Genomic DNA, 25,746 nt, shown 5'->3' with positions numbered 1-25,746 from the left:
GTTAGCATGAATTTGCAATCAATCGCATAATCATGCAGAATCGGCGAAATGGCCGACGTGATAAGGGTGGCGGTTGCCGGTGCCAGCGGCTACGCGGGTGGGGAGATTCTGCGCCTGATCCTCGGGCACCCGGCCTACGCCGACGGCCGGCTCACGATCGGTTCGGTGACCGCCGCGGCCAGCGCCGGCAGCACGCTCGGCGAGCATCACCCGCATCTCACGCCGCTGGCCCAGCGCGTGGTCGAGCCCACCGAGCTGCATGTGCTGCGCGGCCATGACGTGGTCTTTCTGGGCCTGCCGCACGGGCATTCGGCGGCGCTGGCCGAGCAGCTCGGCCCCGAAACCCTGGTCATCGACTGCGGCGCGGACTTCCGGCTCACCGATCCCGCCGCGTGGGAACGGTTCTACGGATCCCCACATGCCGGCAGCTGGCCCTACGGTCTGCCGGAGCTGCCCGGTGCCCGGGAGCGGCTGCGCGGTGCCCGCCGCATCGCGGTGCCGGGCTGCTACCCGACCGCGGCCCTGCTGGCCTTGGTGCCCGCGGTGGCCGAAGGTCTGGTCGAACCCGCCGTCACAGTGGTCGCGGTCAGCGGCACTTCCGGTGCGGGCCGCGCCGCCACGGCCGACCTGCTCGGCTCCGAGGTCATCGGATCGGCGCGGGCTTACAACATCGCCGGCGCTCATCGGCACACGCCCGAGATCGCGCAGGGCTTGCGGGCGGTCACCGACCGTGATGTCACGGTGTCGTTCACCCCGGTGCTCATCCCGACCTCCCGCGGGATCCTGGCCACCTGCACCGCGCGCACCGGGGCGCCGCTGTCGCAGCTGCGAGCGGCTTACGAAAAGGCTTATGACGCTGAGCCGTTCATCTATCTGATGCCCGAAGGACAACTGCCCCGCACCGGTTCGGTGATCGGCAGCAACGCCGCCCAGGTCGCCGTCGCGGTCGACGAGGACGCGCAGACGTTCGTCGCGATCACCGCGATCGACAATCTGGTCAAGGGAACCGGCGGCGCCGCGGTGCAGTCGATGAACCTGGCGCTGGGCTGGCCTGAGGCAGAAGGACTTTCGGTGGTCGGAGTGGCGCCGTGAGCGAAACCGACGGCGCCCGGCTGGTGCGCACCCAGGGTGTCACCGCGGCTGCGGGCTTTCGCGCCGCCGGCATCGCCGCCGGGATCAAGTCCTCCGGGGCACGCGACCTCGCGCTGGTCTTCAACGAGGGGCCCGACTACGCGGCCGCCGGGGTGTTCACCCGCAACCAGGTCAAGGCCGCGCCGGTGCTGTGGAGCCAACAGGTGCTCAGCACCGGAGCGTTGCGCGCGGTGATCCTGAATTCCGGCGGTGCCAATGCCTGCACCGGCCCGGGCGGCTTCCAGGACACCCATGCCACCGCGGAGGCGGTCGCGGCCGCGTTGTCGGACTGGGGGACCGAGACCGGGGCCATCGAGGTCGCCGTCTGCTCCACCGGCCTGATCGGCGAGCGGCTGCCGATGGACAAGGTGCTGAGCGGCGTCACGCACATCGTGCACGAAATGCACGGCGGGCTCAGCGGTGGCGACGAGGCGGCACAGGCGATCATGACCACCGACACCGTGCCCAAAAAGGTTGCCCTGCATCATCAGAACAACTGGACCGTCGGCGGCATGGCCAAGGGCGCGGGCATGATGGCGCCGTCGTTGGCCACCATGCTCTGTGTGCTGACCACCGACGCGGTCGCCGATGCCAAGGCGCTCGACGGCGCGCTGCGCCGCGCGAGCCTGCGCACGTTCGACCGGCTCGACATCGACGGCTGCTGTTCCACCAACGACACCGTGCTGCTGCTGTCCTCCGGTGCCAGCGGCATCACTCCCTCGCAGGCCGAGCTCGACGACGCCGTGCTGCGGGTCTGCGACGATCTCTGCGTGCAGCTGCAAGCCGACGCCGAGGGCGTCACCAAGCGCGTCACGGTGACGGTGACCGGGGCCCGCTCCGAGGACGACGCGTTCCTGGCGGCGCGCGCGATCGCCCGCGACAGCCTGGTCAAGACCGCGATGTTCGGCTCGGATCCCAACTGGGGCCGGGTGGTGGCGGCCGTCGGCCTGGCGCCGGGAGTCACCATCGAACCCGATCGAATCACCGTGTCGTTCAACGGCTTTACCGTATTCACCGAAGGCGCCGGGACCCCGGGCTCGCGCGAGGTGGATCTGTCCGGGGCCGACATCGACATCACCGTCGACCTCGGCCTCGGCCAGGGCTACGCCGCGATCCGGACCACCGACCTGTCGCACGCCTACGTCGAAGAGAACTCGGCCTACAGCTCATGACGATCAATACCGACGAATTGCCCACCGGAGTCAAGGCGCAGGTGCTGGCCGAAGCGCTGCCCTGGCTCCAGCAACTGCACGGCAGGATCGTCGTGGTCAAATACGGCGGCAACGCGATGACCGACGAAGCGCTGCGCCAGGCCTTCGCCGCCGACATGGCGTTCCTGCGCAACTGCGGAATCCACCCCGTCGTCGTGCACGGCGGTGGGCCGCAGATCACCGCCATGCTGCGCCGGCTCGGCATCGACAAGGGCGGCTTCAAGGGCGGATTCCGGGTCACCACACCGGAAGTGCTCGACGTCGCGCGGATGGTGCTGTTCGGACAGGTCGGCCGCGAGCTGGTCAATCTGATCAACGCCTACGGACCGTACGCCGTCGGCATCACCGGCGAGGACGCCCAGCTGTTCACCGCGGTGCGGCGTGGCGTCACCGTCGACGGCGTGGAAACCGACATCGGTCTGGTCGGCGACGTCGACACCGTCAACACCGCCGCGGTGCTGGATCTGATTGCGGCACGGCGTATTCCGGTGGTGTCCACGCTCGCGCCCGACGCCGAGGGCGTGGTGCACAACATCAACGCCGACACCGCCGCGTCCGCGCTGGCCGAGGCGCTGGGTGCGGAAAAGTTGTTGATGCTCACCGATGTCGAGGGTCTGTACACCAGCTGGCCGGACCGCGATTCGCTGGTCAGCGAAATCGACACCGCGACATTGGCGCAACTGCTACCCACTTTGGAGGCGGGCATGATCCCGAAGGTCGAAGCGTGTCTGCGGGCGGTCACCGCGGGGGTGCCCAGCGCACACGTCATCGACGGCAGGGTCAAGCACTGCGTGTTGGTCGAGCTGTTCACCGACGCCGGCACCGGCACCAAGGTGGTGCCGGCGTGACGAATACGCACACCATGCGGCAGCGCTGGGAAGCCGTGATGATGAACAACTACGGCACCCCGCCGGTGGCGCTGGCCAGTGGCGAGGGCGCCGTGGTCACCGACGTGGACGGCAAGAGCTACCTTGACCTGCTCGCCGGCATCGCGGTCAACGTGCTCGGCCATGGCCACCCGGCCCTGATCGAGGCCGTCACCCGGCAGCTGTCGACGCTGGGCCACACGTCGAACCTGTATGCCACCGAACCCGGTGTCGCGCTGGCCGAGGAATTGGTCGCCGCGCTCGGCACCGACATCGAAACCCGGGTCTTCTTCTGCAACTCCGGCACCGAGGCCAACGAGATGGCGTTCAAGCTGTCCCGGCTCACGGGTCGAACGAAATTGGTTGCCGCGCAAGGCGGTTTCCACGGCCGCACGATGGGCTCGCTGGCGCTGACCGGCCAGCCGGCCAAGCAGGCACCCTTCGCGCCGCTGCCGGGCGACATCACGCACGTGCCCTACGGCGACGCCGGCGCGCTGGCCGCCGCCGTCGATGACGCCACCGCCGCGGTATTCCTGGAGCCGATCATGGGGGAGAGCGGGGTCGTCGTTCCGCCCGCCGGCTACCTGGCCGCGGCCCGCGAGATCACCGCACGGCACGGCGCCCTGCTGGTGCTTGACGAGGTGCAGACCGGAATCGGGCGCACCGGAGCGTTTTTCGCTCACCAGCACGATGGCATCACCCCCGACGTGGTGACCCTGGCCAAGGGGCTCGGCGGCGGGCTGCCGATCGGAGCGGTGCTGGCCGTCGGGCCCGCGGCCCGTCTGTTGACGCCCGGCCTGCACGGCAGCACCTTCGGCGGCAACCCGGTGTGCACCGCCGCCGCCCGTGCGGTGCTGCGGGTACTGGTCGACGACGACCTGATCGGGCGCGCCGAGGTATTGGGCAAGTCGCTGCGCCAGGGCATCGAATCGCTGGGCCACCCGCTGATCGACCACACCCGCGGCCGCGGCCTGTTGTGCGGCGTGGTGTTGACCGCGCCGCTCGCCAAGGACGTCGAGGCGGCCGCGCGCGACGCCGGATTCCTGGTCAACGCCACCGGACTCGACGTCATCCGGCTGGCGCCGCCGCTGGTGATCACCGAAGCCCAGATCGACAGCTTCCTCACCGCGCTGCCGGCCATCCTCGACGCCGTGGGGGCCGACGATGCCTAGGCATTTCCTGCGCGACGACGACCTGTCGCCGGCCGAACAGGCCGAGGTGCTCGAGCTGGCCGCGGAGCTGAAGAAGAACCCGTTCAGCCGTCGCCCCCTGGACGGGCCGCGCGGCGTCGCGGTGCTGTTCGACAAGAACTCGACCCGCACCCGGTTCTCGTTCGAGGTGGGCATCGCGCAGCTGGGTGGGCACCCCGTCGTCGTCGACAGCAGCAGCACCCAGCTGGGCCGCGACGAGACGCTGCAGGACACCGCGCAGGTGCTGTCGCGCTATGTCGACGCGATCGTGTGGCGGACCTTCGGGCAGGACCGGCTCGAGGCCATGGCCGATACCGCGACGGTGCCGGTGGTCAACGCGCTGTCCAACGAGTTCCACCCCTGTCAGGTGCTGGCCGATCTGCAGACCATCGCCGAGCACAAGGGGTCGCTGCCCGGTCTGTCGATGTCCTACTTCGGCGACGGCGCCAACAACATGGCGCATTCGCTGATGCTCGGCGCGGTCACCGCCGGGATCCACGTCACGGTCGCCGCGCCGGAGGGTTTCACGCCGGACCCGGCCGTGCTGGCCGCCGCCGAGCAGCGCGCCGCGGACACCGGCGCCTCGGTCACCGTGACCGCCGACGCCGACGCGGCCGCCGCCGGTGCCGACATCCTGGTGACCGACACCTGGACGTCGATGGGACAAGAGGCCGACGGGCTGGATCGGGTCGCGCCGTTTCGGCCGTTCCAGGTCAACGCCCGGCTGCTGGAGCTGGCCGACCCGGAAGCCATTGTGCTGCACTGCCTTCCGGCCCACCGCGGCGGCGAGATCACCGACGAGGTGATGGACGGGCCGGCCAGCGTGGTGTGGGACGAGGCCGAAAACCGGCTGCACGCCCAGAAGGCGCTGCTGGTGTGGCTGCTGGAGCGGTCCCGATGACGCGCACGAAGCCCGCCGCCGAAACGACCCGGGCCGGCCGGCAGGCCCGCATCGTGGCGATCCTGTCGTCGTCGGCGATCAGCAGCCAAAGCGAGCTGGCGGCGCGGCTGGCCGACGAGGGCATCGACGTCACCCAGGCCACCTTGTCTCGCGATCTCGAGGAGCTCGGCGCGGTGAAGCTGCGCGGCGCCGACGGCGGCGTCGGGGTCTACGTCGTCCCGGAGGACGGCAGCCCGGTGCGCGGCGTATCGGGCGGTACGGCACGGCTGTCCCGGCTGCTGAGCGAGCTGCTGGTGTCCACCGACGCCAGCGCGAACCTCGCGGTGCTGCGAACTCCGCCGGGCGCGGCTGACTATTTGGCCAGCGCAATCGATCGCGCGGCGTTACCGTACGTCGTTGGCACCATCGCCGGCGATGACACTCTCTTCGTGGCCGCCCGGGAGCCGATGACCGGCGCCGAGCTGGCCAGCACCTTGGAACGGCTGAAGTAGCTTGCTGCGGATTGGAGATTGATTCATGTCAGAACGCGTCATCCTGGCGTATTCCGGCGGTCTGGACACCTCGGTGGCCATCAGCTGGATAGGCAAGGAGACCGGCCGTGAGGTGGTGGCGGTCGCGATCGACCTCGGCCAGGGCGGCGAGGACATGGACGTCATCCGGCAACGCGCCCTGGACTGCGGCGCGGTCGAGGCGGTCGTCATCGATGCCCGCGACGAATTCGCCGACGGCTATTGCCTGCCCACCATCCTGAACAACGCGCTGTACATGGATCGCTACCCGCTGGTGTCGGCGATCAGCCGGCCACTGATCGTCAAGCATCTGGTCGCGGCCGCCCGCGAGTACGGGGGCGGCATCGTCGCGCACGGGTGCACCGGCAAGGGCAACGACCAGGTCCGCTTCGAGGTCGGATTCGGCTCGCTGGCACCGGATTTGGAAGTGCTGGCGCCGGTCCGCGACTACGCGTGGACGCGTGAGAAGGCGATCGCGTTCGCCGAGGAGAACGCCATCCCGATCAACGTCACCAAGCGTTCGCCGTTCTCCATCGACCAGAACGTGTGGGGCCGCGCGGTGGAAACCGGCTTCCTGGAACACCTTTGGAACGCGCCCACCAAGGACGTCTACTCCTACACCGAGGACCCCACCCTCAACTGGAGCACGCCCGACGAGGTCATCGTCGGCTTTGAGAAGGGCGTCCCGGTGTCGATCGACGGCAAGCCGGTGACGGTGTTGCAGGCCATCGAGGAACTCAACGCGCGCGCCGGCGCCCAGGGCGTCGGGCGTCTCGACGTCGTCGAGGACCGGCTGGTGGGTATCAAGAGCCGCGAGATCTACGAGGCGCCCGGCGCAATGGTGCTGATCACCGCGCACACCGAACTCGAGCACGTCACGCTGGAGCGTGAGCTGGCCCGGTTCAAGCGCCAGACCGACCAGCGCTGGGGCGAGCTGGTGTACGACGGGCTCTGGTACTCGCCGCTGAAGATCGCGCTGGAGTCCTTCGTCGCCAAGACGCAGGAGCATGTGTCCGGTGAGATCCGATTGGTGTTGCACGGCGGGCACATTGCGGTCAACGGACGCCGCAGTCCGGAATCCCTCTACGACTTCAACCTGGCCACCTACGACGAGGGCGACACCTTCGACCAGTCGAAGGCGAAGGGCTTCGTCTACGTGCACGGCCTGTCCTCCAAGCTCGCGGCCCGCCGCGACTTCCACGGCGAGCAGACGTGAAATCCCCCGACACGCCGAGCGCAAAGGCACTTTTGCGTCTGCTCGCGGGGGAAAGGTGAGCACGCGCGAGGGATCGCTGTGGGGCGGACGGTTCGCCGACGGGCCGTCCGACGCACTGGCCGCCCTGAGCAAGTCCACCCACTTCGACTGGGTGCTGGCGCCCTACGACGTCATCGCGTCGCGGGCGCACACCATCGTGTTGTTCCGGGCGGGCCTGCTCACCGAGGAACAGCGCGACGGCCTGCTGGCCGGGCTGGACAGCCTCGCCGAGGACATCGCCGACGGCAGCTTCGGCCCGCTGGTCACCGACGAGGACGTGCACGGCGCGCTGGAGCGGGGACTGATCGACCGGGTCGGGCCGGATCTGGGCGGCCGGCTGCGGGCCGGGCGGTCTCGCAACGACCAGGTGGCCACGCTGTTTCGGATGTGGCTGCGCGACGCGGTCCGCCGGGTCGCCGCCGGGGCGCTGGACGTCGTCGCCGCGCTGGCGGCCCAGGCCGCCGCCCATCCGACGGCCGTCATGCCCGGCAAAACTCACCTGCAGTCCGCGCAGCCGATCCTGCTGGCCCACCACCTGCTCGCGCACGCCCATCCGCTGCTGCGCGATGTGGAGCGCATCGCCGACTTCGACAAACGCGCGGCGATCTCCCCGTACGGCTCGGGGGCGCTGGCCGGCTCGTCGCTGGGCCTGGATCCCGACGCGATCGCCGCGGACCTGGGTTTTGCGGCCGCCGCCGCCAATTCCGTCGACGCGACCGCCGCCCGGGACTTTGCCGCGGAGGCGGCGTTCGTCCTGGCCATGATCGGCGTGGACCTGTCCCGGCTGGCCGAGGACATGATCATCTGGAGCTCGACCGAGTTCGGCTACGTCACGCTGCACGATTCTTGGTCCACCGGCAGCTCGATCATGCCGCAGAAGAAGAACCCCGACATCGCCGAGCTGGCCCGCGGCAAGTCGGGGCGGCTGATCGGCAACCTGGCCGGGCTGTTGGCCACGCTGAAGGCGCAGCCGCTGGCCTACAACCGTGACCTGCAGGAAGACAAGGAGCCGGTGTTCGATTCGGTCGCCCAGCTGGAGCTGCTGTTGCCGGCGATGGCCGGGCTGGTGGGCAGCCTGACGTTCAACGTCGAGCGGATGGCGGAGCTGGCCCCGGCCGGCTACACCCTGGCCACCGATATCGCCGAATGGCTGGTCCGTCAGGGAGTGCCATTCCGGTCCGCACACGAGGCCGCGGGTGCCGCGGTGCGTGCGGCCGAGGGCCGCGGCGTCGGGCTCGAGGAGCTGACCGACGATGAGCTGGTGGCTATCAGCCCGGAGCTGACGCCTCAGGTCCGTGAGGTGCTGACCATCGAGGGCTCGGTGTCGTCCCGCGACGCCCGCGGTGGCACCGCGCCCGGCCAGGTCGCCGAGCAATTGCGCGGCGTCCTGGACACTTCCGAACAGCTGCGGTCGCGGCTGGCCGAACAGTTCGGCGGCTGATTCGCGCCGCGGAACCGCGGTTTGCTGTGGCTATTGTCTCAGGTCAGCGTCGTATTGCGGCGCGCGTTGCCTCGGAGGATTAAACTTGCAGCTCGGAGCTACCGGGTTGAACCCGTCGACCTGCATGTTCGTCACCAAGGGGTGGGACCAATGAGCGTCATCGCAGGCGTATTCGGCGCACTGCCGCCGTATCGCTATTCCCAGCGAGAACTCACCGACTTTTTCCTCAGCATTCCCGGGTTCGAGGACTACGAAGACATCGTTCGGCAGCTGCACACCAGCGCCAAGGTCAACAGCCGCCACCTGGTCATTCCGCTGGAGCGCTATCCGCGGCTCACCGACTTCGGCGTGGCCAACCAGATCTACATCGACAATGCGGTTGAGCTGGGCTGCGAGGCGCTGTCCGGCGCGCTCGACGACGCGGGCCTCAAACCGGGCGACCTTGATGTGCTGTTCACGACGACGGTCACCGGACTGGCGGTCCCGTCCATCGACGCCCGGATCGCCGGGCGGCTCGGGCTGCGCGACGACGTGCGGCGGGTGCCGCTGTTCGGCCTGGGCTGCGTGGCCGGGGCGGCCGGTGTGGCCCGGCTGAACGACTATCTGCGCGGCGACCCGGACGGCGTGGCCGCCCTGATCTCCGTCGAGCTCTGCTCGCTGACCTACCCGGGATACAAGCCCTCACTGGCCGGTCTGGTCGGCAGTGCCCTGTTTGCTGACGGCGCCGCCTCCGTGGTTGCCGTCGGCGAGAATCGCGCCGCCCAGATCGGTGCCGGTGGCCCGGACGTCCTGGATTCGCGCAGCCATCTCTACCCGGATTCGCTGCGCACGATGGGCTACGACGTCGGCACCGAGGGCTTCGAGCTGGTGCTGTCCAAGGACGTCGCGGCCGTCGTCGAGCAATACATCGAAGACGACGTCACCGGGTTCCTGGGGGCGCACGGCCTGACCGCGACCGACATCGGCGCGTTCGTGAGTCACCCCGGCGGCCCGAAGGTCATCGAGGCGATCACCGCGGCGCTGCGCCTGCCGGCGGACGCGCTGGAACTGACCTGGCGATCGCTCGGCGAGATCGGCAACCTCTCGTCGGCGTCGGTGCTGCACGTGCTGCGCGACACCATCGCCAAGAAGCCGCCCAGCGGCAGCCCGGGTCTGATGCTCGCGATGGGGCCCGGCTTCTGCTCGGAGCTCGTACTGCTGCGCTGGCACTGATGCCGGCGTGTGGACTTCGCCGCCTCTGCTGGGCACACCCGAACCATTGAATTCGCGTTTCCCGGATGCCGATATCTTGCAGATAGGCGCGATGACGAAGCTTTGCCCGCTTTGGTGGGCAGCACGGAAGGCCGGGTTGCATGGATAGCACTCCTGAAGAGCTGGTCAAGGCCCTCCGCGCGTCGCTCAAGGAAAACGAGCGGCTGAAGCGGGAGAACCGCGAATACCTGGCTTCGCTGGCCAAGGAAGCGACCGAACCGGTGGCCGTGGTGGGCATGGCGTGCCGGTATCCGGGCGGAGTGGATTCCCCGGAGGCCTTGTGGGAGATGGTCGTTGACGGCCGCGACGTCGTCTCCGATTTTCCGGCCGACCGTGGCTGGGATTTGGCCGAGCTGTTCGATCCCGATCCGGACGCGACCGGCAAGTCGTACAACCGCTGCGGCGGATTCCTCTCGGGCGTCGCCGATTTCGATGCTGCGTTCTTCGGGATCGCACCCAGCGAGGCCTTGGCGATGGATCCCCAGCAGCGCCTGCTACTGGAGGTGTCGTGGGAGGCGTTGGAGCGGGCCGGGATTGACCCGGTCACGCTGCGAGGCTCGCCCACCGGCGTATTCGTCGGGATCTTTCACGGCTCGTACGGCGGTCAGGGCCGCGTCCCGGGTGACCTGGAGAGGTACGGGCTGCGCGGTTCGACGCTGAGTGTCGCGTCGGGGCGGGTCGCGTACTCACTGGGACTCGAAGGCCCGGCGGTGTCGGTGGACACCGCGTGCTCGTCGTCGCTGGTGGCGTTGCATCTGGCCGCGCGGTCGCTGCGCTCGGGGGAGTGCGATGCGGCGCTGGTCGGCGGGGTGACCGTGATGGCCACCCCGGCGATGTTCGTGGAGTTCAGCCGGCAACGGGCGCTGTCGGCCGACGGTCGATGCAAGGCCTATGCCGGTGCCGCCGACGGAACCGGCTTCTCCGAGGGTGTCGGCGCGCTGGTGGTGGAGCGCCTCGCGGATGCACGCCGGTTGGGGCATCGGGTGCTGGCGGTGGTGCGGGGTTCCGCGGTCAATCAGGACGGCGCCTCCAACGGGCTGGCGACGCCTAACGGGCCGGCGCAGCAGCGAGTGATCCGGGCGGCGCTGGAGAACGCCCGGCTCGGTACGGCGGACGTCGATCTGGTGGAGGGCCACGGGACCGGCACCACGCTGGGCGATCCCATTGAAGCCCAAGCGATCTTGGCGACCTACGGGCAGGACCGCCCGGCCGACCAGCCGTTGTGGCTGGGATCGATCAAATCCAACATGGGCCACACCTCGGCGGCGGCGGGCGTCGCCGGTGTGATCAAGATGGTGCAGGCCATGCAGCACGGCGTGATGCCCAAGACGCTGCACCTGGATGTGCCGACGCCGCACGTGGATTGGTCGGCGGGTGCGGTGTCGCTGCTGACCGACCAGCGGGCCTGGCCACCGGTGGATCGGCCGCGCCGGGCGGGGGTGTCGTCGTTCGGGATCAGCGGGACGAATGCGCATGTGATCCTAGAACAGGCTCCACCGGTGGAAAGCGTTGGGGTGTCACCTGATAACGACGTGGCGGTGGTTCCGTGGGTGTTGTCCGCCCGGTCCGCCGAGGCATTGGCGGGCCAGGCGCGGCGGCTGCTGGCACACGTGCAGGCGGATCCGCAGCTTGGTGTGGCCGACGTCGGATGGTCGCTGGTGTCGACCCGCTCGGTGTTCGAGCATCGGGCGGTGGTCGTCGGTGCGCGCGACGAGCTGGTCGCGGGGCTGGCCGGGCTGACGGCGGGCGAGCCGGGCGCCAACGTCGTGGTGGGGCGTGCCCAGGCGGTCGGCAAGACGGTGTTCGTGTTTCCCGGCCAGGGCTCGCAATGGATTGGCATGGGCGCCCAATTGTTGGACACCTCACCGGTATTCGCCGAGCAGTTGAACCGGTGCGAGAAGGCGCTCGGCGAGCACGTGCAGTGGTCCCTGATCGATGTGATCCGAGGTGCGGCGGGTGCCCCGGGCCTCGATCGGGTGGACGTCGTGCAGCCGGTGCTCTGGGCGATGATGGTGTCGCTGGCCGAACTGTGGCGCTCGGTGGGTGTGCATCCCGATGCGGTCATCGGCCACTCGCAGGGCGAGATCGCGGCGGCGTACGTGGCCGGCGCACTGTCGCTGGAAGATGCCGCTCGGGTGGTGGCGTTGCGCAGTCGACTGCTGGTCCAGCTGTCGGGCGCCGGGGGCATGGTCTCGCTGGCGTGCGGCCCGGCGCAGGCGCGCGAGCTGTTGGCACCCGCGGGCGACCGCCTGAATATTGCTGCGGTGAATGGTGTTTCGGCGATGGTGGTCTCTGGCGAGGTGGACGCCCTCGAGGAGTTGATACTTCGGTGCGAGGGCGCCGGCGTGCGGGCCCGCCGGATCGACGTCGACTACGCCTCGCACTCGGCGCAGGTCGACGCGATTCGTGAGCCGCTGGCTCAGGCCCTGAGCGGGATCGAGCCGCGTTCGTCGTCGGTTACCTTCTTCTCCACCGTCACCGGCGAACCCATCGACACCGCCGGCCTCGACCCCGACTACTGGTTCCGCAGCATCCGCCAGACCGTGCAATTCGAGCAGGCGGTGCGCACCGCGAGCGACGCAGGTTATCAGGTGTTCATCGAGTCCAGCCCGCATCCGGTGCTGGTCGCCGGCATCGAAGACACCGTCGCCGCTCGGAACCTGGCCGATGCCATCGTCATTCCGTCGCTGGGCCGCGACGACGGCGGGCTGGACCGGTTCTGGCTGTCCGCGGGTCAGGCCCACGCGGCGGGTGTGGCGGTGGATTGGCGCGCGGTGTTCTCCGGCGCCCGTCACGTGCAGTTGCCCACGTACGCGTTCCAGGGCCGTCGATTCTGGTTGCCGCCGTTGGGTATTGGCGGTGGTGACCTGAGTGGTCTGGGCTTGGCCGGGGCCGAGCATGGGTTGCTGGGCGCGGTGGTGCAGCGGCCCGATTCCGGCGCGGTTGTACTGACGGGACGGCTGTCGCTGGCCGCGCAGCCGTGGCTGACCGACCACGCAGTGGCCGGAATCGTGTTGTTCCCCGGCGCCGGGTTCGTGGAGCTGGCGTTACGGGCCGGCGACGAGGTCGGTTGCTCCGTGGTCGACGAGTTGACGCTGTCGGCTCCGCTGCTGTTGCCGGCCGCCGACGGGGTCCAGGTGCAGGTCGTGGTCGGGCCCGCGGGTAGTGCGGGCCGCCGGGTCGTATCGGTGTATTCCCGTGGCATGCAGCCCGATTCGGAATGGGTACTGCATGCCGAGGGCGCGTTGAGCACGGGCGCGGGCACTCCGGCCGCGGACCTGTCGGTATGGCCGCCGGTGGGAGCGGTCGCGGTGGACGTCGCCGACGCGTACGAGCAACTGACCGGGCGAGGTTACGAGTACGGTCCGGCGTTCCAGGGTCTGCAGGCCATGTGGCGGCTGGGCAAGGAGGTTTTCGCCGAGGTCGCCGTGCCCGAGGTCGCCGGAATGAAGGTCGACGGTTTCGGTATCCATCCGGTGCTGGTGGATGCCGCGCTGCACGCCATGGGCGTCGTCGGCGACCAGGCCGAGACCATGCTGCCGTTCTCTTGGCAGGGAGTGTGTTTGCACGCCGCCGGGGCGTCCCGTGCACGGGTGCGCATCGCGCCGGTGGGCGTGACCGCGGTGTCGGTGGACCTGGCCGACGGGGCGGGCCTGCCGATTCTGTCGGTCCGCGAGTTGGTGGTTCGGCCCGTCTCGGCGGCCCAACTGACGGCGGCGGCCTCGGCGCCGCGGGCGGGTGGCGGACTCTATGAAGTCGCATGGTCCCCGGTGTCGTTGGAGCCCAACGCCGTGGCCGCCGAGGGTTTGATGGTGTGGGAGCCGGGCTTCGGGGCCGGTGCTGGGGTCGGGTCGGTGTATGCGGCGACTCGTGCGGCGTTGGGTGTGTTGCAGTCGTGGCTGGCCGGTGACGACGCGGGGCTGTTGGTCGTGCTGACGCATGGCGCGGTGGGCCTGGCCGGTGAGGATGTCACGGATCTGGCGGGTGCGGCGGTGGGGTTTGGTGCGGTCGGCGCAGGCCGAGCAGCCGGGGCGGGTGGTGTTGGTCGATTCGGACGGATCACTGGACGTTGCCGAGGTCGTCGCGTGCGGTGAACCGCAAGTGGTGGTGCGCTCCGGTGTCGCGCACGCGGCGCGCCTGGTGCCGTCGGGGCCGGCGCGGTGCTGGAGCTGCCGGCCGGCGGCTGGCGGTTGGCCGCTGGTGGCGGCGGCACTCTGGAAGACGTGGTGGTTGCTCCGGCCGCACCGACGGAGCCGGCTTCCGGTCAGGTGCGGGTGGCGGTGGCCGCGGTCGGGGTGAACTTCCGGGATGTGTTGGTGGCGTTGGGCATGTATCCCGGCGGCGGTGAACTCGGCGCCGAGGGCGCCGGGATCGTGCTCGAGGTCGGTCCTGGTGTCGAAGGGCTTGCTGTTGGCGACACCGTGATGGGCTTGTTGGGGGTCGTCGGCTCCGAGGCCGTGGTGGATGCGCGGCTGGTGACGACGGTGCCGGCGGGCTGGTCGCTGCCGCAGGCCGCGAGCGTGCCGGTGGTGTTCCTGACCGCGTTGTACGGGTTGTCGGCGCTGGCCGGGCTGAAGGCCGGGGAGCGGGTGTTGGTGCATGCGGCCACCGGTGGGGTGGGGATGGCGGCGGTGCAGCTGGCCCGGCATTGGGGTGCGGAAGTGTTCGCGACTGCCAGCCGTGGTAAGTGGGATACGTTGCGCGCGATGGGTTTTGACGACGACCACATCGGCGATACCCGGACGGTGGATTTCGAGGAGAAGTTTCTGGCCACCACCGGCGGTGCCGGGGTTGACGTGGTGCTCAACTCGCTGGCCGGGAGTTCCTGGACGCTTCGCTGCGGTTGCTGGTCGGTGGTGGGCGTTTCATCGAGATGGGCAAGACCGACCTGCGTGATCCCGCGTCGATGGCACCGGGGGTGAGGTACCGGGCCTTCGACCTGATGGAGGCCGGCCCGGCCCGCATCGCATCGATGCTGTCCGACTTGCTCGAACTCTTCGACGCGGGCGTGTTGAAGCCGTTGCCGGTCAAGGCGTTTGATGTTCGATGCGCGTCGGCGGCGTATCGGTACGTCAGCCAGGCCCGTCAAATCGGCAAGGTGGTGCTGACGCTGCCGGATGGCCCGGACGATCCGGTGCTGGCGAGTTCGGGCGGCGGCCTGGCCGGTGGCAGCGTGCTGATCACCGGGGGCACCGGGATGGCCGGCTCGGCGGTGGCCGCACATCTGGTGGCACGCTACGGCGTGGCCCATGTGGTGCTGGTCAGCCGCAGCGGCGCCGACGGCCAGGGAGTGGCAGAGCTGACCGAGCGGCTCACGGCGGCCGGGGCCGAAGTCTCGGTGGAGGCCTGCGATGTCGCCGATCGAGATGCGTTGGCGGGACTGCTTACTCGACTGCCTACCGAATATCCGCTCAAGGGTGTGTTCCACGCCGCCGGGGTGATCGATGACGGGCTGATCGCGTCGTTGACGCCGCAACGCCTGGACACCGTGCTGCGGGCCAAGGTCGACGGCGCCTGGAACCTGCACGAGCTCACCCGGGACGCGGACCTGTCGGCGTTCGTGATGTTCTCGTCGATGGCCGGCATCGTGGGCTCCCCGGGGCAGGGCAACTACGCGGCGGCCAACAGCTTCCTGGACGGCCTGGCCGGCTACCGGCGCACCCAGGGTCTGGCGGGACTGTCGGTGGCCTGGGGGCTCTGGGAACAGGCCAGCACCCTGACCCGACACCTCGACGATCGCGACAAGGCCCGGATGAGCCGAATCGGGCTCGCTCCCATGGCAACCGAGCAGGCCCTGCGACTGTTCGATACCGCGATGCTGGCCGAACGCCCCGTGCTGGTCGCCGCCCGCATCGACCCCGGCGCGTTGGCCGACAACGGCGCCACGCTGCCCCCGCTCCTGAGTCAGCTGGTCGCGCGCCCGATCCGGCGGGTCATCGACGAGTCCGACACCACCTCCGCTTCGACGACCAGCCTCATCGCCCGCCTGCAGGGCCTGTCGGCCGAGCAGCGACACGGTGAACTCGTGGACCTGGTCTGCCGCAACGCCGCCACGGTGCTGGGCCGTCCGAACGCCGGAGACATCAATGCGGCAAGCGTGTTCCAAGACCTCGGATTCGACTCGCTCACCGCGGTCGAACTGCGCAACCGGATCAAAACCGCGACCGGACTTACCCTTTCGCCGACACTGATATTCGACTACCCGACGCCGATCGTGCTGGCCGAACATCTCGACACCCGGCTGGTGGTTCCCACGACCTCGGGCCCCGCCGAGCAGCCCAACCTGATGGCCCGCTTCAACGACATCACCCGGGAGCTGCAAACGCTGCTGAGCCAACCCGATTGGCAACCCGAAGACAAGCCCCATCTGACCACCCGCATCCAGACCCTGCTGACAACGCTCAGCGCCCACCTGGATCCATACGACCAGCAGGAAGCCGACGACGAGGACATCCACAGTGCCAGCGAAAGCGAACTGTTCGCCATCCTCGACGAAGAACTCGGCTCGTAGGACGCCAAGGAGCACCAGTGTCGGAAACCGACAAACATCTTGACTACCTGAAGCGGCTCACCGCGGATCTGCGGCGTACCCGGCGACGGGTGGCCGAGCTGGAAGGCAAGCTGTCCGAACCGGTGGCGGTGGTCGGGATGGCGTGCCGGTATCCCGGTGGAGCGGATTCACCGGAAGCCTTGTGGGACATGGTGGTTGAAGGTCGCGACGCGGTGTCGGACTTTCCCCTGGACCGGGGCTGGGACGTCTCGGGATTATTCGATCCCGATCCCGATGCCCCGGGCAAGATGTACGTGAGCCAGGGATCATTTCTCGCCGATGCCGGCGATTTCGATGCCGGGTTCTTCGGCGTCGGCCCCAGCGAGGCGCTGGCGATGGATCCCCAGCAGCGGTTGATGCTGGAGCTGTCCTGGGAAGCCTTGGAGCGTGCGGGAGTTGACCCGCTGGGGTTACGGGGTTCGGCGACGGGCGTGTTCGCCGGTGTGATTCATGCCGGGTACGGCGGGCAGGTGGAAGGCGAGCTGGAGGGCTACGGGCTCACCGGCTCGACGTTGAGCGTGACCTCGGGCCGGGTGTCGTATGTGCTGGGTCTGGAAGGTCCCGCGGTGTCGGTGGATACCGCGTGCTCGTCGTCGTTGGTGGCGCTGCATTTGGCCGCGCAGTCGCTGCGCTCGGGCGAATGCGACCTGGCCCTGGTCGGTGGTGTCACGGTGATGGCCACGCCCGCCGCGTTCGTGGAGTTCAGCCGTCAGCGGGCGCTGGCCCCGGATGGCCGCTGCAAGGTGTACGCCGGGGCCGCTGACGGCACCGCTTGGTCGGAAGGTGCCGGCGTCCTGGTGGTGGAGCGGCTGGCCGACGCGCGCCGGACCGGGCACCCGGTATTGGCGATCGTGCGGGGCACCGCCGTTAATCAGGATGGCGCCTCCAACGGGCTGACCGCACCGAACGGGCCCTCCCAGCAACGCGTCATCCGCATGGCGCTGGCCAGCGCGGGCCTCACCGCGGCGGACGTTGACGTGGTCGAAGGGCACGGCACCGGAACCGTGCTGGGCGATCCGATTGAGGCGCAAGCGTTGTTGGCCACCTACGGCCAGGATCGACCGGCGGACCGTCCGCTGTGGTTGGGGTCGATCAAATCCAACATCGGTCATACGTCGGCCGCCGCGGGCGTGGCCGGCGTCATCAAGATGATCGAGGCGATCCAGCACGGGGTGCTGCCGCAGAGCTTGCACGTGGACGTGCCTTCCCCGCATGTGGATTGGTCATCGGGCGCGGTGTCGTTGCTGACGGAGTCGCGGCCGTGGCCGAGCGGGGATGGGCCACGCCGGGCCGGGGTGTCGTCGTTCGGGATCAGCGGGACCAACGCCCACGTGATCATCGAACAGCCACCCGCTCCGGAAGCCGAAGATGTTGCCGCCGAGCCGGATTCGAAAGAAACGGTATGGGTGCTGTCGGCGCGCTCCGAGCAGGCCCTGACCAATCAGGCCAAGCGGTTGCTGGCGCGGGTATCCGGTGACGCGAAGCTGAGCCCGGTAGACGTGGCGTGGTCCCTGGTGACGACGCGCGCGGTGTTCGACCACCGGGCCGTCGTGGTCGGCACGGACCGGGACCGTCTGATCGCCGGGTTGAGCGAGCTGGCCGCCGGTGAGCCGGGCCTGGGTGTCACTGCGGGCCGGGTCCGCTCGGCGGGCAAGACCGTGTTCGTGTTTCCGGGCCAAGGGTCGCAATGGCTGGGGATGGGCCAGCAGCTCTACGAGCGCTTCCCCGAGTTCGCTCAGGCGTTTGACGAAGCGCTCGCCGCGCTGGATCCGCATCTGCGATTGCCGCTGCGACAGGTGATCTGGGGCGAGGACGCCGAGCTGCTGCAGAGCACGGAGTTCGCCCAGTCCGCGCTGTTCGCCGTCGAGGTGGCGTTGGCGGCGCTGCTCCAGCACTGGGGTGTGCTGCCCGACGTGGTGACCGGTCATTCCGTGGGCGAGATCACTGCGGCCTACGTGGCCGGTGTGCTCTCGCTCGCCGACGCGGCCAAAGTGGTTGCCGGGCGCGGTCGGTTGATGGCGGCGTTGCCGTCCGGCGGCGCGATGGTCGCGGTGGCCGCCGGCGAAGCCGAAGTGTCGCCGTCGCTGACCGCGGAGGTGAACCTCGCAGCGGTGAATGCCCCTAATGCCGTGGTGATTTCGGGTCCGGATGCCGCGGTCGCCGCGGTGGCCGACGAGCTCGCACAGCAGGGCCGGCGGGTGCACCGGCTGGCGGTGTCGCATGCGTTCCATTCGGCGCTGATGGAGCCGATGCTCGAGGAGTTCGCGAGCCTGGTGGCCGGAGTATCGGCGGCACCGCCGCGAATAGACCTGGTGTCCAACCTGACTGGACAGCTGGCCGGGCCCGGCTACGGATCGCCGCAATACTGGGTCGAGCACGTGCGCGGGCCGGTACGTTTCGCCGACGGGGTGCGCGCCGCCGAATCGCTGGGCGCCCGGGTCTTCGTCGAGGTCGGTCCGGGCCGCGGTCTGACCGCGGCCGTCGAGCAGTCGCTGACCACCGAGCAGGCGACATCGGTGGTCACGCTGGCCAAAGACCGCCCCGAAGCGGAGTCGGCGCTGTTCGCACTCGGGCAGTTGTTCACCATCGGCGTCCCGGTGGATTGGCCCGCCGCGGTCGGCGACGGGAACCGGGTTGACCTGCCCACGTATGGCTTTGTCCGGCAACGATTCTGGCTGCCTCCCGGAGCGGTCGGATCGGGCAACGTGACCAGTGTCGGCTTGACCCGGGCCACGCATCCGCTGCTGGGCGCGGTGGTGGAGCGTCCCGATTCCGGCGGCGTGGTGCTGACCGGCTCGTTGTCCGTGAGCGGGTCACCCTGGCTCGCCGATCACGTCGTCGACGGTGTGGTGTTGTTCCCCGGCGCCGGGTTCGTGGAGCTGGCGCTGCGGGCCGGCGACGAGGTCGGTTGCTCCGTGGTCGACGAGCTCACGTTGTTGGCGCCGTTGGTGCTGCCGCCGGGAGGGGCGGCGCGGGTACAGGTCGTCGTGGACGCCGCGGGGGAGTCGGGATCGCGGGCGGTGTGGGTGTATTCGCGTGGTGCGGCCCCGGATTCGGTCTGGGTGCTGCACGCGCAGGGCGCGTTGAGTGCCGCGCTGTCCGAACCCGCAGCCGACCTGTCGATATGGCCGCCGGTCGGGGCATCCGTGGTCGAAGCCGGCGACGTGTACGAGGTGCTGGCGGCGCGGGGTTACGAGTACGGGCCGGCATTTCGCGGCCTGCGCACCCTGTGGCGGCGCGGGCAAGAGGTCTTTGCCGAAGTGAGTGCCGGCGAGGGTGTGACCATGGGCGGCTTCGGGATTCATCCCGTCGTGCTGGATGCCGCGTTGCACGCCTGGGGGATCGCCGAGGGTGGCGATTCGACGATGCTGCCGTTCTCTTGGCAGGGAGTGTGTTTGCACGCCGCCGGGGCATCCCGGGTTCGGGTGCGGATCGCACCGGCGGGCACCGGGGCGGTGTCGGTCGACTTGGCCGACGGGGCGGGCCTGCCGGTGCTATCGGTGCGGGAATTGGTGGTTCGGCCGATCTCGATCGGTGCGCTGGCGGCCGCGTTGGCGGCGGCCGCCGGTGGCGGTGGCGGACTCTATGAAGTCGCATGGTCCCCGGTGTCGTTGGAGCCCAACGCCGTGGCCGCCGAGGGTTTGATGGTGTGGGAGCCGGGCTTCGGGGCCGGTGCTGGGGTCGGGTCGGTGTATGCGGCGACTCGTGCGGCGTTGGGTGTGTTGCAGTCGTGGCTGGCCGGTGACGACGCGGGGCTGTTGGTCGTGCTGACGCATGGCGCGGTGGGCCTGGCCGGTGAGGATGTCACGGATCTGGCGGGTGCGGCGGTGTGGGGTTTGGTGCGGTCGGCGCAGGCCGAGCAGCCGGGGCGGGTGGTGTTGGTCGATTCGGACGGATCACTGGACGTTGCCGAGGTCGTCGCGTGCGGTGAACCGCAAGTGGTGGTGCGCTCCGGTGTCGCGCACGCGGCGCGCCTGGGTGCCGTCGGGGCCGGCGCGGTGCTGGAGCTGCCGGCCGGCGGCTGGCGGTTGGCCGCTGGTGGCGGCGGCACTCTGGAAGACGTGGTGGTTGCTCCGGCCGCACCGACGGAGCCGGCTTCCGGTCAGGTGCGGGTGGCGGTGGCCGCGGTCGGGGTGAACTTCCGGGATGTGTTGGTGGCGTTGGGCATGTATCCCGGCGGCGGTGAACTCGGCGCCGAGGGCGCCGGGATCGTGCTCGAGGTCGGTCCTGGTGTCGAAGGGCTTGCTGTTGGCGACACCGTGATGGGCTTGTTGGGGGTCGTCGGCTCCGAGGCCGTGGTGGATGCGCGGCTGGTGACGACGGTGCCGGCGGGCTGGTCGCTGCCGCAGGCCGCGAGCGTGCCGGTGGTGTTCCTGACCGCGTTGTACGGGTTGTCGGCGCTGGCCGGGCTGAAGGCCGGGGAGCGGGTGTTGGTGCATGCGGCCACCGGTGGGGTGGGGATGGCGGCGGTGCAGCTGGCCCGGCATTGGGGTGCGGAAGTGTTCGCGACTGCCAGCCGTGGTAAGTGGGATACGTTGCGCGCGATGGGTTTTGACGACGACCACATCGGCGATACCCGGACGGTGGATTTCGAGGAGAAGTTTCTGGCCACCACCGGCGGTGCCGGGGTTGACGTGGTGCTCAACTCGCTGGCCGGGGAGTTCCTGGACGCTTCGCTGCGGTTGCTGGTCGGTGGTGGGCGTTTCATCGAGATGGGCAAGACCGACCTGCGTGATCCCGCGTCGATGGCACCGGGGGTGAGGTACCGGGCCTTCGACCTGATGGAGGCCGGCCCGGCCCGCATCGCATCGATGCTGTCCGACTTGCTCGAACTCTTCGACGCGGGCGTGTTGAAGCCGTTGCCGGTCAAGGCGTTTGATGTTCGATGCGCGTCGGCGGCGTATCGGTACGTCAGCCAGGCCCGTCAAATCGGCAAGGTGGTGCTGACGCTGCCGGATGGCCCGGACGATCCGGTGCTGGCGAGTTCGGGCGGCGGCCTGGCCGGTGGCAGCGTGCTGATCACCGGGGCACCGGGATGGCCGGCTCGGCGGTGGCCGCACATCTGGTGGCACGCTACGGCGTGGCCCATGTGGTGCTGGTCAGCCGCAGCGGCGCCGACGGCCAGGGAGTGGCAGAGCTGACCGAGCGGCTCACGGCGGCCGGGGCCGAAGTCTCGGTGGAGGCCTGCGATGTCGCCGATCGAGATGCGTTGGCGGGACTGCTTACTCGACTGCCTACCGAATATCCGCTCAAGGGTGTGTTCCACGCCGCCGGGGTGATCGATGACGGGCTGATCGCGTCGTTGACGCCGCAACGCCTGGACACCGTGCTGCGGGCCAAGGTCGACGGCGCCTGGAACCTGCACGAGCTCACCCGGGACGCGGACCTGTCGGCGTTCGTGATGTTCTCGTCGATGGCCGGCATCGTGGGCTCCCCGGGGCAGGGCAACTACGCGGCGGCCAACAGCTTCCTGGACGGCCTGGCCGGCTACCGGCGCACCCAGGGTCTGGCGGGACTGTCGGTGGCCTGGGGGCTCTGGGAACAGGCCAGCACCCTGACCCGACACCTCGACGATCGCGACAAGGCCCGGATGAGCCGAATCGGGCTGGCGCCGCTGTCCACCCCGCACGCGCTGCAGCTGTTCGACGAGGCCATGCTCGCCGATCGCCCGCTGCTGGTCGCCGCCCGCATCGACTCGTCGGGCCTGGGCGCAGGCGGCGCCGTGCCGCCCGTGCTGCGTAACCTCGTTGCCCGGCCGGGGCGGCGACTGATCACCGATGCCGACGCCGCGGTGTCGACATCGGGATTGGCCGCCCGGCTGCAGGGACTGAGTCCCGAGCAGCGACACCACCAGCTCGTCGAATTGGTGTGCACCAACGCCGCAACCGTTCTCGGCAAGTCCAACGCCGACGTCGAGGCGGCGCTGCCGTTCCAAGACCTCGGGTTCGACTCGTTGACCGCGGTCGAACTGCGCAACCGCATCAAAATGGCTACCGGGCTTACCCTTTCACCGAGCCTGATCTTCGACTTCCCCACGCCGGCGGCGCTGGCCGAACACATCGATGAACAGCTCAGCTCCGTGACCGCGAGCACGCCCGCGAACGGGCCGGATCAGCTGGCGCGTTTCAACGACATCGCCCGCGAGTTGCAAACACTGGTCAATCAACCCAATTGGACGCCGGAGGACAGGACCCGCCTGGCCGCCCGCATCCAGGCCATCGTGAGCGAGCTCGAAGCCCCACCACCGCTGACGTCCGGCGAATCGCACACCATCGACGACGACATCGCCACCGCCACCGAACGCGAACTCTTCGCGATCCTCGACGACGACTTCGGCCCCTGATGTCACGCACCGACGTCGCAATCATCGGCCTTGCCTGCCGGTTGCCCGGCGCCGCCGGCCCGCGTGACTTCTGGCGTCTCGTTCGGGACGGGCGCGAGGAGACCCGGCTCCCCGGCGATATCGCCGAGTTCGACGCGGACTTCTTCAACCTGTCGCCCCGCGAGGCCACCGCGATGGACCCGCGTCAGCGGGTCGCGCTCGAGTTGGCGTGGGAACTTTTCGAAGACGCATTTCTGGTGCCGGAAACCCTGCGTGGCGAACAGGTTTCGATCTTCCTCGGGGCGATGACCGACGACTACGCCGTGCTGACCCTTCGCGACGGTGCGGACAATCTCGATCATCACTCGTTCGGCGGGGTCAGCCGCGCGATGATCGCCAACCGGATTTCTTATGCTTTCGGCTTGCAGGGCTCCAGCATGATCGTCGACTCCGGTCAATCGTCGTCGTTGGTCGCGGTGCACCTCGCCTGCGAAAGCCTGGGTGTCGGCGAGTCGCAGCTGGCGATAGCCGGCGGTATCCACCTCAACCTGGCCGATGAAACAGCAATGCTCGAAACGGAATTCGGCGCCATGTCGACGTCCGGGCATACCTACGCATTCGACGGACGCGCCGATGGTTACGTGCGGGCCGAGGGCGCCGGCATGGTCTTGCTGAAGCCGTTGACCGCCGCCATCAGGGACGGAAACAGAATCCGCGCCGTGATCCGTGGCAGCGCGGTCGGCAATGCCGGGCACAGCTCCGCCGGCCAGACGGTGCCCTCGGTTCCGGGGCAAGCCGACGTGATCCGCCGGGCGCTCGACCGCGCCGGGCTCGGCGCCGACGACATCGATTACATCGAGGCGCACGGCACCGGAACCGAAGTCGGCGACCCGGTCGAGGCGCGGGCGCTCGGGGAAATCTTCGCCACCCGTCAGGACCCGGTGCTGGTGGGATCGGTGAAAACCAATATCGGCCACACCGGTAGCGCCGCCGGAATCGCGGGCCTGCTCAAAGCGGTGCTGGCTGTCGAAAACGCAGAGATCCCACCGAGTCTCAACTACGACAGCGCGGCGTCCGGCAATGATATGAAAAGCCGTGGGTTGCAAGTCAACACGGCATTGGAGGCTTGGCCAAACCAAGGCCGGCCGCGACGGGCCGGGGTGTCGTCGTTCGGAATGGGCGGAACGAATGCGCATGTGATCCTCGAGGAGGCGCCCGCACAGCCGGACAGTGTGGTGGCCGAGCCGCAACGGGTCACCCCGCTACCCTGGGTGCTGTCGGCGCGTTCGGAGCAAGCCCTGACCAACCAGGCCGCACGGTTGGCCGCCCACCTCGCGGCCGACGACGAATCGACGGCGACGGATGTGGCGTGGTCGCTGGCGACCACGCGCTCGACGTTCGAACATCGGGCGGTGCTGGTGGGCAGCCAACGTCAATCCCTCACAGCGGGGTTGACGCGGTTGGCCGCCGGTGAGCCGGGGGCGGTGGCCGGCCGGGCCCGGGCGAGCGGCAAGACCGTGTTCGTATTCCCGGGCCAGGGCTCGCAATGGCCGGGGATGGGCCGGCAGCTCCACGAACGGTTTCCGGTTTTCGCCCGGGCTTTCGACGAGGCTGTCGACGCGTTGGATGCGCAGCTGCGTTCGGGTTTGCGCGACGTGATCTGGGGTCTCGACCCGCAACTGCTGGTGAACACCGAGTTCGCCCAGCCGGCATTGTTCGCCATCGAGGTGGCATTGGCGGCGTTGCTGCAAAGCTGGGGAACTGATCCCGATCTGGTGATGGGCCATTCGGTGGGGGAGATCACCGCGGCCCACATTGCCGGCGTACTCACGCTGGACGACGCCGCGCGGTTGGTGGCGGTGCGGGGGCGCCTGATGGCGGGCCTGCCGGCCGGCGGCGCGATGATCGCGGTGGGGGCCGGCGAGGACGACGTGACGCCGCTACTCGCCGACGGTGTGGCGATCGCGGCGGTCAATGCGCAGCATTCCGTGGTGCTTTCGGGTGCCGAGCCCCAGGTGGGAGCGGTGGCCGACCGATTGGCGCGCCACGGCGCGCGGGTACATCGGCTGGCGGTGTCGCACGCGTTTCATTCGGTGTTGGTAGAGCCCATGATTGACGAATTTGCCCGGCTGATATCCGACATCAAGGCGGATCAGCCGCGGATTGGTTTGGTATCCAACGTGACTGGTCAATTGGCCGACGCCGACTACGGATCGGCGCAGTATTGGGCCGAGCACGTGCGTCGGCCGGTGCGCTTTGCCGACGGGGTGCGGCTGGCGGAATCGCTGGGCGCCAAGGTTTTTGCCGAGGTGGGCCCGGCGGCCGGCCTGAGCGCGGCGGTGGAGCAGTCGCTGAACACCGAGCACGCCGCCGCGGTGCCAACGCTGGTCACGGACCGGCCCGAAATCGACACGCTGCTGACCGCGGCCGGGCAACTATTCGCCCACGGCGCGACGGTCGACTGGCCGTCGGTTCTGCACGGCCTGGGCGGACGCCGAGTCGAGCTGCCGACGTATGGTTTTGCCCGGCAACGCTTTTGGCTGGGCCTACGCGCGGAGGCGCCCGCTCCGTTGTTGGACCGGGCGGCGGATCTGGCCGAGCGGTTGCAGGCGCTGACCCCCGAAGACCAGCGCCGGCACCTGGTGGAACTGGTGTGCACGCATGCGGCAACCGTGTTGGGGCACCCGAGCAGTCGTGACATCGATGTCGAGCGCGCCTTCTCCGAGATCGGCTTTGAATCACTGACCGGCGTCGAACTTCGCAACCGCCTCAAGGCCGCCACCGGGTTGGCCTTGTCGCGCACCCTGATCTTCGACTTTCCGACCCCGTTGGCGCTGGCCGAACAACTCCGGCATCAGCTGCTGCACGACGATCGCGGCGAGTCCGACGACGAGAAGACGTGGCGGGCACTGAGAAAAATTCCGCTGCGCGAACTTCGGCGCACCGGCTTACTCGACAAGCTCCTGCTGCTGGCCGGCGAGTCCGAGCTCGTCGCTCCCGCGATCGACGATGACGTCATCGACTCGTTGAGCCCCGATGCGCTCATTGCTATGGCGTTGGAGTCCGACGACGTGGATGATGCTGAATGACGAAATCCACGCTGGCAGGCCTGATTACGC

9 protein-coding genes and 3 pseudogenes are annotated in these 25,746 nt (G+C 69.2%); all 12 read left to right on the top strand.

Annotated features, from left to right (window positions below):
* Positions 1 to 32: 32 nt before the first annotated feature.
* The 12 genes and pseudogenes from argC (at position 33) to G6N55_RS04470 (ending at position 25,716) form a co-directional block, all read left to right on the top strand.
* Positions 33 to 1,092, top strand: a pseudogene (argC, locus tag G6N55_RS04525) (N-acetyl-gamma-glutamyl-phosphate reductase).
* Positions 1,089 to 2,303, top strand: coding sequence for a bifunctional glutamate N-acetyltransferase/amino-acid acetyltransferase ArgJ (gene argJ / locus G6N55_RS04520; RefSeq protein ID WP_085225471.1), 1,215 nt, complete (start codon positions 1,089 to 1,091; stop codon positions 2,301 to 2,303). Before argC ends, argJ begins: the two are co-directional and overlap by 4 nt.
* Positions 2,300 to 3,190 carry an acetylglutamate kinase gene (gene argB, locus G6N55_RS04515; RefSeq protein ID WP_085225469.1) on the top strand — a complete coding sequence of 297 codons (891 nt, stop codon included), beginning with the start codon at positions 2,300 to 2,302 and terminating at the stop codon, positions 3,188 to 3,190. Before argJ ends, argB begins: the two co-directional genes overlap by 4 nt.
* On the top strand, positions 3,187 to 4,380 hold the full coding sequence (locus G6N55_RS04510) for an acetylornithine transaminase (RefSeq protein WP_264002053.1): 1,194 nt from the start codon (positions 3,187 to 3,189) through the stop codon (positions 4,378 to 4,380). Before argB ends, G6N55_RS04510 begins: the two co-directional genes overlap by 4 nt.
* Entirely contained in the window at positions 4,373 to 5,299 is a 927-nt protein-coding gene (argF, locus tag G6N55_RS04505; RefSeq protein ID WP_085225467.1) for an ornithine carbamoyltransferase, read from the top strand. Before G6N55_RS04510 ends, argF begins: the two co-directional genes overlap by 8 nt.
* Positions 5,296 to 5,790 (top strand): arginine repressor, encoded by a 495-nt coding sequence (locus tag G6N55_RS04500; protein ID WP_085225465.1) that lies wholly within the window; start codon positions 5,296 to 5,298, stop codon positions 5,788 to 5,790. Before argF ends, G6N55_RS04500 begins: the two co-directional genes overlap by 4 nt.
* 25 nt (positions 5,791 to 5,815) lie before the next feature.
* Entirely contained in the window at positions 5,816 to 7,024 is a 1,209-nt protein-coding gene (locus G6N55_RS04495; RefSeq protein ID WP_085225464.1) for an argininosuccinate synthase, read from the top strand.
* 55 nt (positions 7,025 to 7,079) lie between these two features.
* On the top strand, positions 7,080 to 8,504 hold the full coding sequence (gene argH / locus G6N55_RS04490) for an argininosuccinate lyase (RefSeq protein WP_085225462.1): 1,425 nt from the start codon (positions 7,080 to 7,082) through the stop codon (positions 8,502 to 8,504).
* A gap of 150 nt (positions 8,505 to 8,654) precedes the next feature.
* Positions 8,655 to 9,716: a type III polyketide synthase gene (locus tag G6N55_RS04485; protein WP_085225461.1), complete on the top strand. Its 1,062-nt coding sequence runs from the start codon at positions 8,655 to 8,657 to the stop codon at positions 9,714 to 9,716.
* Between the two features lie 140 nt (positions 9,717 to 9,856).
* Positions 9,857 to 16,266 (top strand): annotated as a pseudogene (locus G6N55_RS04480) (SDR family NAD(P)-dependent oxidoreductase).
* A gap of 17 nt (positions 16,267 to 16,283) precedes the next feature.
* Positions 16,284 to 22,648: pseudogene (locus tag G6N55_RS04475) on the top strand (SDR family NAD(P)-dependent oxidoreductase).
* Positions 22,648 to 25,716 (top strand): type I polyketide synthase, encoded by a 3,069-nt coding sequence (locus G6N55_RS04470; RefSeq protein WP_085225455.1) that lies wholly within the window; start codon positions 22,648 to 22,650, stop codon positions 25,714 to 25,716. The pseudogene G6N55_RS04475 and the gene G6N55_RS04470 overlap by 1 nt, the downstream one beginning before the upstream one ends.
* The last annotated feature ends 30 nt before the right edge of the window (positions 25,717 to 25,746 follow it).

This window comes from Mycobacterium florentinum, assembly GCF_010730355.1.
GTDB lineage: Bacteria > Actinomycetota > Actinomycetes > Mycobacteriales > Mycobacteriaceae > Mycobacterium > Mycobacterium florentinum.
Note: the sequence above shows the minus strand (reverse complement) of the source record. Positions and strands in the feature narration are given on the sequence as shown.

Coding starts and splice junctions, on each gene's coding strand:
- G6N55_RS04485 (WP_085225461.1), top strand. CDS start 8,655: ATGAGCGTCATCGCAGGCGTATTCGGCGCACTGCCGCCGTATCGCTAT.
- argB (WP_085225469.1), top strand. CDS start 2,300: ATGACGATCAATACCGACGAATTGCCCACCGGAGTCAAGGCGCAGGTG.
- G6N55_RS04500 (WP_085225465.1), top strand. CDS start 5,296: ATGACGCGCACGAAGCCCGCCGCCGAAACGACCCGGGCCGGCCGGCAG.
- G6N55_RS04470 (WP_085225455.1), top strand. CDS start 22,648: ATGTCACGCACCGACGTCGCAATCATCGGCCTTGCCTGCCGGTTGCCC.
- argF (WP_085225467.1), top strand. CDS start 4,373: ATGCCTAGGCATTTCCTGCGCGACGACGACCTGTCGCCGGCCGAACAG.
- G6N55_RS04495 (WP_085225464.1), top strand. CDS start 5,816: ATGTCAGAACGCGTCATCCTGGCGTATTCCGGCGGTCTGGACACCTCG.